The organism is Tateyamaria rhodophyticola (assembly GCF_047777875.1).
Classification (GTDB): Bacteria; Pseudomonadota; Alphaproteobacteria; order Rhodobacterales; family Rhodobacteraceae; genus Tateyamaria.
Map to the genome: position 1 here is coordinate 3,678,959 of NZ_CP180519.1, position 12,826 is coordinate 3,691,784.

At 62.7% G+C, this 12,826-nt stretch carries 11 protein-coding genes and 1 pseudogene; 10 read left to right on the forward strand and 2 right to left on the reverse strand.

Annotated elements, in window-relative coordinates:
- Window positions 1-148 precede the first annotated feature (148 nt).
- Window positions 149-1,285, reverse strand: a pseudogene (locus tag ACERHN_RS19680) (DUF6456 domain-containing protein).
- Between the two features lie 254 nt (window positions 1,286-1,539).
- On the opposite strand from ACERHN_RS19680, the gene ACERHN_RS19685 reads away from it, so the two are divergent.
- A complete protein-coding gene (locus ACERHN_RS19685; RefSeq protein ID WP_415920706.1) occupies window positions 1,540-1,833 on the forward strand; it encodes a DUF6477 family protein in 294 nt (97 codons plus the stop codon).
- 6 nt (window positions 1,834-1,839) lie between these two features.
- Here ACERHN_RS19685 and ACERHN_RS19690 read toward each other — a convergent pair whose 3' ends face one another.
- Entirely contained in the window at window positions 1,840-3,384 is a 1,545-nt protein-coding gene (locus ACERHN_RS19690; RefSeq protein ID WP_415920707.1) for a trimethylamine methyltransferase family protein, read from the reverse strand.
- Between the two features lie 170 nt (window positions 3,385-3,554).
- Between ACERHN_RS19690 and guaA the strand changes: the two genes are divergently transcribed.
- The 9 genes from guaA to ACERHN_RS19735 all read left to right on the forward strand — a co-directional run bounded on the left by guaA (window position 3,555) and on the right by ACERHN_RS19735 (window position 12,807).
- A complete protein-coding gene (gene guaA, locus ACERHN_RS19695) occupies window positions 3,555-5,129 on the forward strand; it encodes a glutamine-hydrolyzing GMP synthase (protein ID WP_415920708.1) in 1,575 nt (524 codons plus the stop codon).
- A gap of 89 nt (window positions 5,130-5,218) precedes the next feature.
- Window positions 5,219-6,076: a DMT family transporter gene (locus ACERHN_RS19700; RefSeq protein ID WP_415920709.1), complete on the forward strand. Its 858-nt coding sequence runs from the start codon at window positions 5,219-5,221 to the stop codon at window positions 6,074-6,076.
- 155 nt (window positions 6,077-6,231) lie between these two features.
- Entirely contained in the window at window positions 6,232-7,371 is a 1,140-nt protein-coding gene (locus ACERHN_RS19705; protein WP_415920710.1) for an OmpP1/FadL family transporter, read from the forward strand.
- 106 nt (window positions 7,372-7,477) lie between these two features.
- Window positions 7,478-8,413, forward strand: coding sequence for a DMT family transporter (locus tag ACERHN_RS19710; RefSeq protein ID WP_415920711.1), 936 nt, complete (start codon window positions 7,478-7,480; stop codon window positions 8,411-8,413).
- A gap of 37 nt (window positions 8,414-8,450) precedes the next feature.
- A complete protein-coding gene (locus ACERHN_RS19715) occupies window positions 8,451-9,320 on the forward strand; it encodes an ATPase (RefSeq protein WP_415920712.1) in 870 nt (289 codons plus the stop codon).
- A 35-nt stretch (window positions 9,321-9,355) separates the two neighbouring features.
- Window positions 9,356-10,303, forward strand: coding sequence for a homoserine O-succinyltransferase (locus ACERHN_RS19720; RefSeq protein ID WP_415920713.1), 948 nt, complete (start codon window positions 9,356-9,358; stop codon window positions 10,301-10,303).
- Between the two features lies 1 nt (window position 10,304).
- Window positions 10,305-11,261, forward strand: coding sequence for an alpha/beta fold hydrolase (locus tag ACERHN_RS19725; RefSeq protein ID WP_415920714.1), 957 nt, complete (start codon window positions 10,305-10,307; stop codon window positions 11,259-11,261).
- 66 nt (window positions 11,262-11,327) lie between these two features.
- On the forward strand, window positions 11,328-12,197 hold the full coding sequence (ppk2, locus tag ACERHN_RS19730; RefSeq protein WP_415920715.1) for a polyphosphate kinase 2: 870 nt from the start codon (window positions 11,328-11,330) through the stop codon (window positions 12,195-12,197).
- Window positions 12,190-12,807 carry a TetR/AcrR family transcriptional regulator gene (locus ACERHN_RS19735; RefSeq protein ID WP_415920716.1) on the forward strand — a complete coding sequence of 206 codons (618 nt, stop codon included), beginning with the start codon at window positions 12,190-12,192 and terminating at the stop codon, window positions 12,805-12,807. The genes ppk2 and ACERHN_RS19735 overlap by 8 nt, the downstream gene beginning before the upstream one ends.
- Window positions 12,808-12,826 lie beyond the last annotated feature (19 nt).

Below are 12,826 nucleotides of genomic sequence, written 5' to 3' on the forward strand. Positions count from 1 at the left end.
AATAGTTTAGCCTTAAACTACTCTAACAATAGACCGGTGGCGTGAAAATACACTGCGGTGCAAAGCCGCTATGCGCGCAATTTGCGCACCCAAGGCAAAAAATGGCGCCGCGGGGAGGGAACGCGGCGCCATTTTTCCGAACCAGAGGTCAGCCGATGAGGCCGCCCCCCGGTCCAGTCGTTTCGTCATAATGTTGCTTGAGGCGCATCAGCGCGATGCGCAGCACGATCTTGCCCGACCGCGCCGACCAGCCGAGCTTCTTCTCTGTGGCCTCGAGCCCTTCGAGGAAACAGCAGCAGCGCAGCACGACATCCGACAAGCCCGGCCCCAGATCACTGAGCGCGTCGCCGACACGTTTGCGGGCGGCATCCGGGCCGCTGCCGACACCACTGTCGGCGGCAAACCCGCCACGCGCGCCGCCCGTGAGGAACCGGTCCCAGTTCTGGGCAACGCGCGGCCCCATCTGCGCCAGCTCAAAATCCTCGCGCAGGCGCTCGCCCGCCGACACCATGTCGTCATCCAGAAACGGCGTGCCGTCCCGATCGCGCCGCCGCGCCAGCGCCGTCAGCGGCGATTCCGACAGGTTGTAGCGCACCCGGCGCGTCTGACCGGTGTCGGCATCGCGGACCGTACGCTCGCCCCATTGACGGTGCTGGTCCGCAAAGGGGGCTGCCGCCTCAGACATGCCGCGTTCCGGCGCGTCATCGCCATCCATCATATCCGCCAACGCGGTGCGCCCGGCGGTGGTGATACGATACCGCGTGATGCGGCCTGCGCGCTCCGCACTGATCCAGTCCTGCAAGGCCATTGCCTCGGCGACGTTGCGATCGACCACAGCCGTGCGTGTGCTCGACCCTGCCGCACCATCGCGTACCACCACGGCCTTTTCCATAACAAGGGCAACGGCCAGAACCGCCCCCTTTTCGCACAAACGCCGCAGGATACGCTGCGCCTCCTGTTCGAGAAGAGCACCGTCAGGGGCGAGGTCTTGCTTGGCTGCTTGCATGGGGCTCGTGTCCTATAATTGCGAATTCAGGTGGCCCGACGCCTGCCCTCTCATACCGGTTCCAAGTTTGCGCAAGGCCGCATCAATCAGCGGATCATCCCGGCGTGTTTCAAAGCGCCGGATCTGGCGCAGCACGGTCGAGGCATGGCACCCGGCCATGCGCGCCAATTCCCGGATCGGCAACCCGGCCTCCGTATGCGCCAGGTAGTTGCGCGCCGCGGGCGGCACCCATCCCGGCAAACCGGCCATCCCCTGATCGGGGGGCGTTCTGTGCAGCATTATGTCCATTCCGTCCTTCACAACCTCGCCGGTTTGTCCGGTTTATCCACAACTTATCCACACAACTTAAAGATGCATTGGTTACCTATACGTTAACAGTCGTCGGTATCCGCAGCATTGTTTCCAAAAGATAAACAGTTGCTAAACGATCGTCCGCCACTCGCCAGACGCGCGCAACACCCGTCAGAGTTGTGCAACGGTACTGTCAGTCACCCGGCCAAATCGGTCGGATCTCACATACCGGAGTACCCAAGATGCAAGACGTTCTGTCCATGCTGCAAAGCCTCAAACGCCCCCGTCTTCTGATGCGCGCTGCGCGAATCGGCGCGGAGGAATACCGGCGCACGGCGCATCTGCCGCGCCTGCTTGGGTACGGGAATCTGCCACGCCATGCGCCGGCACTGATGCGTTTGATGGAAATCGAGGCGGAGTTGAACACGCAGCGTGTCGAGGACGATTCCGCTTACAGCCTGTTGCGCCATATCGATGTGCTGATCGCCATCGTGGGCGAAGCACGGGTGTTGCAGGCGGCACAAACGACCGCCTGAACCGGTTCAGACAAAGCTGTCGGGCTCTGCTTCCTTGCGTTTGGCGACGAAAGCATCGAGCGCTTCGCGCGTGGCGGGGTCCATCGCAGGCGCCTTATAGTCGTTCAGCAGCTTTTCGACCCGCAGGCGCGCCAGTTCGATCGTATCGCGCGCGCCTTCGTCTTCCCATGTCTCAAACGGTTTATAGTCAAGCAGATCGGTCTTCCAGAAGGCGGATTTGAAGTTGGCTTGCGTGTGGGCACACCCGAGGTAATGCCCCCCCGGCCCCACTTCGCGGATGGCATCCATTGCCTGTGCTTCAGCATCGACCGACACGCCTTGTGCCAGATGGTGCAGCGTGCCCAGTTGATCCGCATCCATCACGAACTTTTCGTAGGAACTGACCAGCCCGCCTTCGAGCCAGCCGCAGGAATGGAGCATGAAGTTCACGCCCGACAACAGCCCCATGTTCAGCGAGTTCGCGCTTTCGTAGGCAGCCTGCGCATCTGGCAGTTTCGAGCCACAAAAGCCCCCCGCAGACCGGAACGGCAGGCCTAGACGCCGTGCCAATTGCCCGGCCCCATAGGTGATGTGCGACGCCTCTGGCGTGCCAAAGGTCGGCGCGCCGGAATTCATGTCGATGGATGTCACAAACGCGCCCATGATCACCGGCGCCCCCGCCTTGCACAGCTGCGAATAGGCGATGCCAGCCAGCACTTCGGCCATCACTTGCGTCAGCGTCCCTGCAACGGACACCGGCGCCATGGCCCCACCCACGATAAACGGTGACACGATGCAGGCCTGCCCCGCCTGAGCATAAACCTCAAGCGCGCCCATCATCACATCGTCAAAGGTCATGGGCGAGTTGATGTTGATCAGCGAGGTCATGACCGTGTTCTCGGCCACGAAATCCTTGCCGAAAAGCACCTCCGACATCTCGACCGAATCGCGTGCCCGGCTGGGTTCGGTCACGGACCCCATATAGGGCTTGTCCGACAGCGTCATATGCGCGTGCAGCATGTCGAGGTGCCGTTTGTTGACCGCCACATCCGTCGGCTCGCACACCGTGCCGCCCGAATGGTGCAGCCATTTTGACATATAGCCGAGCTTTACAAAGTTGCGGAAATCCTCGATCGTCGCATAGCGCCGCCCGCCATGGACATCGCGCACGAAAGGCGGGCCATAGACCGGGGCCAGCACAAGGTTACGCCCGCCAATCTCCACGGAACGTTCAGGATTGCGCGCCGCTTGGGTAAAAGTAGACGGCGCCGTTGCGCACAGTTTGCGCGCAAGGCCACGCGGAATGCGCACCCGTTCACCGTCGATGTCGGCGCCCGCATCGCGCCAGCGCTGCAACGCGGCCGGGTTGTCGGGGAAATTCACCCCGATCTCTTCCAGCACGGTTTCGGCATTTGTCTCGATAATCTCGAGCGCCTCTTCGTTCAGGACCTCGAAATTGGGAATGTTGCGTTCGATGAAACGCGCGGTCTCGAAAGAGACCGATGTGCGTTCTGCCCGGCGCGCTGCACCACCGCCCCCGCGTCCCCGCCGTCTTGCCGATCCATCCGCCATGACACATCCCCTTTTTGCATTCGGTGGATCGGTGATTAACGCATCCCCTCACGCCGTGCGCGCGGTTAGCGCCACAGCAGGGAAAAAAACGACATCGCCGCGCGGTTCTGTTTCCATCCGGCGACCGGCTGACGCTTGCCACCGGGCCAGCCCGCGCATATTGCAGCACCATGACCAACCCGATCCATGACCGCCTCCTCATCATCGACTTTGGCAGCCAGGTGACGCAGCTCATTGCGCGCCGCCTGCGCGAGTTGAACGTGTATTGCGAAATCCACCCCTACCAGAATGTCGACATGGCCTTTGTCGAGGCGTTCGCGCCGCGCGCCGTGATCTTTTCCGGTGGACCGGATTCGGTGACGCGGGACGGATCGCCCCGCGCGCCCGAAGGCATATTTGACCTGGGCGTGCCGATCCTCGGCATCTGCTATGGGCAGCAGGTAATGATGCAGCAGCTGGGCGGCGAAGTGCGCGGTGGCAAAATCTCGGGCGGGGGCGGTACGGCCGAATTCGGGCGCGCCTTCGTGGAGCCGCAGGGACAGTTGCCGCTGCTCGACGGCTGGTTCGCGGACGGCCCCGAACAGGTCTGGATGAGCCACGGCGATCACGTGGCGCAACTGGCCCCCGGTTTCGCGGTCTACGGCACGTCACCCAACGCGCCCTATGCCATCACCGCCGACACGGACCGGCAGTTCTATGCGGTGCAGTTCCACCCGGAGGTGCACCACACCCCCAAGGGTGCCACGCTCTATGAAAACTTCGTGAAGATGGCCGGGTTCAAGGGCGACTGGACCATGAACGCCTATCGCGAAGAGGCGGTGCAGAAAATCCGCGATCAGGTGGGCGATGCCAAGGTGATCTGCGCCCTGTCGGGGGGTGTCGACAGCTCCGTCGCCGCAGCGCTCATCCACGAGGCGATCGGCGACCAACTCACTTGCGTGTTCGTGGACCATGGCCTGTTGCGCAAGAACGAGGCCGAAGAGGTCGTCGGCATGTTCCGCGACCACATGAACCTGAGCGTGATCCATGCGGACGAGACCGAATTGTTCCTAGGCGAGTTGGACGGGCAATCCGACCCGGAGACCAAGCGCAAGATCATCGGCCGCCTGTTCATCGACGTGTTCCAGAAATACGCAGATCAGATCGAAGGGGCCGCGTTCCTTGCCCAAGGCACGCTTTACCCGGATGTCATTGAAAGCGTGAGCTTTTCCGGCGGCCCCTCGGTCACGATCAAATCGCACCACAATGTGGGCGGCCTGCCTGAGAAGATGGGGCTGAAACTGGTCGAGCCGCTGCGCGAGCTGTTCAAGGACGAGGTGCGCGCCCTGGGTCGCGAACTTGGCCTGCCCGCGCATTTCATCGGACGCCATCCCTTCCCCGGTCCCGGCCTTGCCATCCGCTGCCCCGGCGAAATCACGCGGCCCAAGCTCGAAATCCTGCGCGAGGCCGACGCGGTCTATATCGACCAGATCCGCAAACACGGGCTTTATGATGAGATCTGGCAGGCGTTCTGCGCGATCCTGCCGGTGCGGACCGTTGGCGTGATGGGCGACGGGCGGACCTATGACTATGCCTGTGCGTTGCGCGCGGTCACATCGGTGGATGGCATGACGGCGGACTACTATCCGTTCAGCCACGATTTCCTGGGCGAAACCGCAACGCGGATCATCAACGAAGTGCCGGGCATCAACCGCGTGACCTACGACATCACGTCGAAACCACCCGGAACCATCGAATGGGAATGACCCCCACGACCGAGCGCGAGACCTGCGCGCCACGCACGAGGGTGCAGGCCGATCCTGCGCGCGCTCTGCTGATGGCGGCGCGTTAACCCATGTCGACGACCCTGCGCGCGGCCCTATGGATGATTGGTACGATCACGTCGTTTTCCGTCATGGCCGTGGCGGGGCGAGAGGTTAGCGCGTCGCTCGATACGTTCGAGATCATGATGTACCGCAGCCTCGTCGGCGTGGTCATCGTTCTGACCCTCGCCGTGGCCACCGGCACATGGCGGCAGGTGCAGACCGCGCGCATCGGCACACATCTGATGCGGAACGCCGCGCATTTCACCGGACAGAACCTGTGGTTCTATGCGGTGACGCTGATCCCGCTGGCGCAGGTCTTTGCGCTGGAATTCACCACGCCCATCTGGGTCATCCTGCTCAGCCCGCTGGTTCTGGGCGAACGGCTTACACTGGTGCGGGCGATTGCGGCGCTGCTCGGGTTCACGGGCATCCTGATCGTCGCACGGCCCGATATGGCGGGGATCAACACCGGCGTCATCACCGCCGCATCATCGGCCATCTTCTTTGCCATCACCATCATGCTGACCAAACGGCTGACCCGCCATGAACAGATCGTGTCGATTCTGTTTTGGCTGACCACGACCCAGTTGGTCATGGGCGTGGTCACCGCCGGGTTCGATGGCGACGTTGCCCTGCCCGACTGGACCACGGGGCCGTGGGTTGTCCTGATTGGCTGTGCCGGGCTGCTCGCGCATTTCTGTCTGACCAAGGCGCTGTCGATGGCGCCCGCGACCGTCGTGGTGCCCATCGATTTTGCCCGCCTGCCCACAATCGCCGTGGTCGGCATGCTGGTCTATGGCGAGGCCATCGACATCTGGGTCCTTGTGGGCGCGCTGATCATCTTCGGCGGAAACTACCTCAACCTATGGTGGGAAACCCGCGGATAGCCGCTGGTTGTGGCGATCGGGTCACAGTTTTATGACGCTCCGTCACTTGGAAGAAACTGCCCCTGCGTAAATATTGACCTTTGGGCCTTGAAATTGGCCTAGTGCGTCCCAACGCCGCATCCACTCTACACCCGCGGCCTTGGGAGGATTACAACATGAAGACCCGCGCACTCGCGGCGGCAGCTGTCGCTGCTTCAGCCGTTACCGCACAGGCCGGCGGCATCGACCGCTCCAGCCAGTTCATCTCGCCCATCTTCGAAGAAGGTGGTGAAACAGGCAGCTATGTTCAGTTCGGTCTGGGCCGTATCATGCCAAGCGCCGAGGCCTCGAACCTGAGCGTCGCCAACCCGCTGGGCGACTACAACGCGCTCAGCTTTGCCTACAAAACCGACCTTACCGAAAAGCTCAGCGTCGCGCTGATCATCGAAGAGCCCTATGGCGCGGATATTCAATATCCACTGGTCTCGCCCTTTGCCGGTGGTGGCGCGTCGGTCAGCTCCGAGCAGATTTCGGCGATTGCACGCTACAAATTCAACGACAACTGGTCGGTGATCGGTGGTATCCGTGCACTGCAGGTTGACGGGTCCATCGACACCTTCACCGCAGCCCCCGTGCCGGGCGGTCTTGCACCGGTGAGCATCCAGGCGGACAGCGACTGGGCCTTCAGCGGCGTCGTGGGCGTGGCATACGAAATTCCGGACATCGCGCTGCGCGTCGCGCTGACCTATAACAGCGAAGCATCCGCAGATTTCGACGGCACGGAATCGGTGTTCACCGACGCCACCCGCAGCGTTGCGGCCGGCAGCGGCGCAACATCGTTCACCGTCGATTTCCCCGAAAGCATCAACCTCGAATTCCAGACCGGCATCGCCGAGGATACGCTCCTCTTCGGGTCGATCCGCCGGTCGCTCTATGACGGGTTCAACCTGACCACGCCTGCAAACACGGCGCTGCTGGGCGGTGCCATCGGCTCGATCAACTATGTGAACTTTGCCAACGACACCACGACCTACTCGCTGGGTGTGGGCCGCCGGTTCAACGAACAATGGTCGGGTTCGATCTCGTTCACCTATGAAAGCGCGGGCGTGACACCGTCAACCACGGCCTTGGCCCCGACCACGGGTACATCCGCTGTGGCCATTGGCGCGCAATACAAGATGGACGCCATGACCATCTCGGGCGGCATCAGCTACATCGTCCCCGGCGACCAGCTTGTGAACTCCTCTGTGGGCCAGGCAGACTTCAACGACAACGACGCCATCGCTGTCGGCCTGCGGATCGGCTACAACTTCTGATCCCGACCACATATACAATCAGGAAACCCCGTCTCTCGCGAGGCGGGTTTTTTCTTTGCGCAAGAAACGGGTGGCATGGACCGAAGCGGCCTGTCATTGACACCCCATGACATCGCAAAAATCCCTGTCCGGCCGCGCCTGGGGCGAGCTGTTGTTGCTCGCGCTGATCTGGGGTGGATCGTTCCTGTCCATTCGCATCGCGCTGGATGAGGTCGGCTTTTTGACGTCGGTGGCGCACCGCACCTTCTGGGCGATGCTGGCGCTGTGGGCAGTCGTGGTTGTCATGCGCCTGCCTGTGCCGCGCGATCCGCGCCTGTGGCTGGCGTTTCTTGCCATGGGCCTGCTGAACAACGTGATCCCGTTTGGCCTGATGGCGTGGGGACAGCTTCATATCGAAACCGGGCTGACATCGATCCTGAATGCGGCCACGGCGATCTTTGGCGTGATTGTCGCGGCCATTGTCTTTGCGGACGAACGCATGACGCTGCGCAAAGCGGTGGGCGTGGCGTTGGGGTTCCTCGGTGTAGCGACGGCCATCGGTCTGGAGAACTTTCGCAATTTCGACCTGCGCAGCCTCGCCCAGCTGGCCATTCTCGGCGGCACGATCAGCTATGCGTTTGCGGGCGCCTTTGCCCGGCAGTTTCTGAGCGGTCTGTCGCCTCAGGTGGCCGCCGCCGGCATGCTCACCGGGTCGAGCCTGATCACCGTCCCGCTGGCCTGGTTTGTCGAAGGGCCGATCACACTGGCCCTGCAACCGGACACCCTGCTGGCCATTGCATATTATGCGATCATCGCGACGGCGGGCGCCTACCTGCTCTATTACCGCGTGCTGGCCATGGCGGGATCCGGCAACCTGATGCTGGTGACGCTGCTGATTGCGCCGGTGGCCATCACCCTTGGCGCGCTTGTGCGTGGCGAAGCACTGAGCCCGAATGCCTTTGTCGGTTTCGGGCTTCTGGCCCTTGGTCTTGTGATCCTGGACGGTCGCGTCTGGACCCGCTTGGTGCGGCGCGGCGTTGACCGGTCCCCCGCACCCCGCTAGGACGCCCCAAAGAAACACGGGGATCAAGGGGGCGCACATGCTCTACGGGGATGCGAACGCATGGCGCGCGGCACAGACGCGGCGCGTGCTGGTCTTTGGCATGTCCGGGCTGGGCAAGACGCACATGTCCACCACCCTGCGCGCCTCCGGCAACTGGTTCCACTACTCCATCGATTACCGCATCGGCACGCGGTACATGGGTGAATACATTACCGACAATGCCAAGGCGGAGGCGATGAAGGTCCCGTTTCTGCGTGACCTGCTGATGAGCGATTCGATCTATATCGGGTCCAACATCACCTTTGATAACCTCAGCCCCGTGTCCACCTATCTGGGCAAACCCGGCGATCCGGCCAAGGGCGGCCTGCCCATCGACGACTATCGCCGCCGTCAGGAACAATTCCGCACATCGGAAATCGCGGCGCTGCAAGACACCGGCCATTTCGCGGACCGGGCGCAGCGGCTCTATGGCTATCCGCATTTCATCTGCGACACGGGCGGGTCGATCTGTGAATGGGTCGATGCCGAGGATGACGCCGATCCGCTGATGACAACGCTGTCTGCCGTGGGCCTGCCCGTCTGGATCAAGGGCGACGCGGCGCATACCGCCGCGCTGATCGAACGGTTTGACCGCGCGCCGAAACCCATGGCGTATCAACCGGGCTTCCTTCTGGACTGCTGGAGCGGATACCTGGCCGAGACGGGAGATGCACCGGACAAGGTGGACCCCGATGCCTTTGTCCGCTGGACCTATGCCCGCGCGCTGGCCCACCGTCAGCCGCGCTATGAGGCGATGGCGCGGTGGGGCGTGACCGTGACCGCGGACGAGGTTGCCTCGCTCAAAGGTGAAGCGGATTTCAGCGATCTCATCGCCCGCGCCCTTGAGCGTCGTGGCGCGCCCGCATAAGTCTGCGCCTCTGACTGATCAAACGGACTGACACGATGCCCATTACCCTGCCCTCCGACCTGCCCGCCTATTCCGTTCTGACGGATGAGGGCGTGATGGTGATGGACAAGGGCCGTGCCTCCCGTCAGGACATCCGCCCGCTCAAGATCGGGCTGCTGAACCTGATGCCCAAAAAGATCCAGACGGAGACGCAGTTTGCGCGCCTGATTGGGGCCACGCCACTGCAGATCGAGCTGACCTTGATCCGCATGTCTGACCACGAGGCCAAGAACACCGCGTCCGACCATATGGACAGCTTTTATCGCCCGTTCCGCGACGTGCGCGATGAAAAGTTCGACGGGCTGATCATCACCGGTGCACCCATCGAACACCTCCCCTTCGAGGAGGTCGATTACTGGGACGAGCTGCGCGAGGTCATGGATTGGACCCAGACCCATGTGCATTCCACCTTTGGCGTGTGCTGGGGCGGGATGGCGATGCTGCACCACTTCCACAACGTGCCCAAGCACATGCTCGACCGGAAACTCTTCGGCACCTACCGGCACGCGAACCTTGCGCCTGCGTCGCCCTATTTGCGCGGGTTCTCTGATGATTGCGTGATCCCGGTGTCCCGGTGGACCGAAGTGCGCAGCGATGAGGTGACGGCTGCGGGCCTGCCGATCCTGCTGGGCTCGGACGTCACCGGCCCTTGCCTGATCGAGGATCCGAACCACCGCGCGATCTACATCCTGAACCACTTTGAATACGACAGCGACACGCTGAAACAGGAATATGACCGCGATCTGGCCAATGTGCAGGTCGAAGGGGCCGAAATCGACCTGCCCGTGGGGTACTTCCCCTCGGACGATCCGTCACAGACGCCTTCGAACCGCTGGCGCAGCCATGCGCATCTGCTCTATGGCAACTGGCTGGCCGAGATCTATTTGACCACTCCGTACGAAATGGACCGGATCGGTCAGGACCGGACTGACCTGCGGGGATGACATGAAAACAACGCTGATCCTGTTGGCCGTGGTTGTTCTGGCGACCATCGGCACGGTGCAATTCCTCGCCGCCAAGCGTGAACGCGACGCCGCCGCCGCCTTTCCGCCCCGGGGGCAGATGGTCGATGTGGGCGGTGTGATGGTGCATGCCGAACAGGTGGGCAGCGGGCCGGATGTGGTGCTGATCCATGGCGCGTCCGGAAACACCCGCGACTGGAGCTTTGCCTTTGCCGACCGGATCAAGGACCGCTACCGGGTCACGATGCTGGACCGGCCGGGCCTGGGCTGGACGGAACAGATCGCGCCGGAGCACAAACGCGCCTGGAGCAGCGCGCACGCCTCGCCCATCGAACAGGCGCGGTTGCTCAAGGGAGCGACGGATGCGCTCGGGGTCGAAAATCCGATTGTGGTCGGCCATTCCTTTGGCGGCATCGTGGCGCTGGCCTGGGCGCTGGAATTCGACGATCTCGCCGGGATCGTGTCGGTGGCCGGTGTGGCCAACCCCTGGCCGGGAGAGCTTGACTGGACATACAATGTGAACGGGTCCGCCGCGGGCGGCGCGCTCGCCGTGCCGCTCTTTTCCGCTTTTGTGCCAGAGGCTTACATCAACTCCGTCATCGGCAATATCTTTGCCCCGCAGGCGGCGCCCGAAGGCTATGTCGACTATGTCGGCCCTGCCCTGACCCTGCGCCGCGCGTCGATGCGCGCCAATGCACGGCAGGTGAACTGGCTGCGCCCGCACGTGGTGGAGATGTCCGCACGGTACGGCGACATCACCGTCCCGGTCGAAGCGATCCATGGCGACGCCGACACGATTGTGCCGCTGGATATCCACGCCGCGAAACTGCCCGGTCAGATCGCGAATGCCACCCTGACCGTCCTGCCCGGGGTCGGTCACATGCCGCAGCACACAAACCCGGACGCCGTGATCGCCGCCATCGACCGGATCGCCAACTAGACCGCGTTTGCGTTACAGCGCCCGCTGCCCCATATTCATGTTAAGAGCAGTAACTTGGAGCAGCCCATGAGCCTCCCCTTTGACGGTGCCATCACCGAATTCTATCAATCCGGTGCACCGGATGACATTCGCGACAAGATCGGCAACGCCGACAAGCGGGATATCCTCACGCCCACCTATCCCCATTCCGAACGCATGAAGCGCAAGGCGTACGAGCGCGAGATGGACGCGCTCCAGATCGAGCTGGTCAAGATGCAGGATTGGGCCAAGGAAACCGGCGCGCGTATTGCCTGCGTGTTCGAGGGCCGCGATGCGGCTGGCAAGGGCGGCACGATCAAGCGGTTCCGCGAGAACCTGAACCCGCGCGGCGCGCGGGTCGTGGCGCTGTCCAAACCCACCGAAACCGAAGCCGCAGAATGGTATTTCCAGCGCTATATCAGACACTTGCCCACGGGCGGTGAAATCGTGTTCTTCGACCGCAGCTGGTACAATCGCGGCGTGGTGGAACAGGTGTTCGGGTTCTGCACGGATGCACAACGCGAACACTTCTTTGCCCAGGTGAAACCCTTCGAAGAGATGCTGATCGAAGACGGCATCCACGTCTTCAAATTCTGGCTGAACGTGTGCCGCGCGGAACAATTGCGCCGCATCATGGCGCGCGAACGCGACCCTCTGAAACAGTGGAAGCTGAGCTGGATCGACGTCGAGGGGCTGAAGAAGTGGGACGATTACACCGCCGCCATCCGCGAAACACTGGAGCGCAGCCACAGCGCCCGCGCACCCTGGACCATCGTGCGCTCCGATGACAAGAAACGCGCGCGGCTGAACGCGATCCGCACCGTTCTGCACGGGCTGGATTACACGAACAAAGATGCGCAAGCCATTGGTGACATTGATCCTTTGATCTGTGGCGGACCCGATATCTGGGATGCCTAAACGCGGCTATCACCACGGCAATCTGCGTCAGGCGCTGATCGAAGCGGCCTTGCAGCTGATCGAGGACAAGGGCCCCACCGGGTTCACCCTGTCCGAGGCGGCCAAGCAGGCGGGCGTGACCCCGGCGGCCGTCTATCGCCATTACGAGGGGCGCGAGGATCTGATCGCGGAGTGCGCGCGCCAGGGCTATGGCATCTTTGCTGACCTGATGGAGCACGCCTATCAATCCGGCCAACCTTCGGCGCTCGCTGCGTTCGAGGCCACGGGCCGCGCGTATCTCGCCTTTGCGCGGCGGTTTCCGGGCCACTACATCGCAATGTTCGAAAGCGGTATTTCCACGAACCGCACGCCAGAGCTGGCCGATGTCGCCACGCGCGCCAATGCCGTGCTGGAAAAGGCCGCGGGCGATCTGAGCGAACACATCCCCGAAGACAAGCGCCCGCCCGCCTCGATGTTCTCGGCCCATATCTGGGCCATGAGCCACGGTGTCGTGGAGCTCTTTGCGCGCAATTCGCCCGGACGCGCCTCCCCCTTTCCGCCCGAAGACCTTCTGGAAACCGGGATCGGGATTTATCTGCGCGGCCTAGGCCTGATCCCGCCCGACCGCTAGGATCGCGCTACCCGCGGCC

Coding starts and splice junctions, on each gene's coding strand:
- ppk2 (WP_415920715.1), top strand. CDS start 11,328: ATGAGCCTCCCCTTTGACGGTGCCATCACCGAATTCTATCAATCCGGT.
- guaA (WP_415920708.1), top strand. CDS start 3,555: ATGACCAACCCGATCCATGACCGCCTCCTCATCATCGACTTTGGCAGC.
- ACERHN_RS19685 (WP_415920706.1), top strand. CDS start 1,540: ATGCAAGACGTTCTGTCCATGCTGCAAAGCCTCAAACGCCCCCGTCTT.
- ACERHN_RS19710 (WP_415920711.1), top strand. CDS start 7,478: ATGACATCGCAAAAATCCCTGTCCGGCCGCGCCTGGGGCGAGCTGTTG.
- ACERHN_RS19705 (WP_415920710.1), top strand. CDS start 6,232: ATGAAGACCCGCGCACTCGCGGCGGCAGCTGTCGCTGCTTCAGCCGTT.
- ACERHN_RS19700 (WP_415920709.1), top strand. CDS start 5,219: ATGTCGACGACCCTGCGCGCGGCCCTATGGATGATTGGTACGATCACG.
- ACERHN_RS19735 (WP_415920716.1), top strand. CDS start 12,190: ATGCCTAAACGCGGCTATCACCACGGCAATCTGCGTCAGGCGCTGATC.
- ACERHN_RS19715 (WP_415920712.1), top strand. CDS start 8,451: ATGCTCTACGGGGATGCGAACGCATGGCGCGCGGCACAGACGCGGCGC.
- ACERHN_RS19725 (WP_415920714.1), top strand. CDS start 10,305: ATGAAAACAACGCTGATCCTGTTGGCCGTGGTTGTTCTGGCGACCATC.
- ACERHN_RS19690 (WP_415920707.1), bottom strand. CDS start 3,384: ATGGCGGATGGATCGGCAAGACGGCGGGGACGCGGGGGCGGTGGTGCA.
- ACERHN_RS19720 (WP_415920713.1), top strand. CDS start 9,356: ATGCCCATTACCCTGCCCTCCGACCTGCCCGCCTATTCCGTTCTGACG.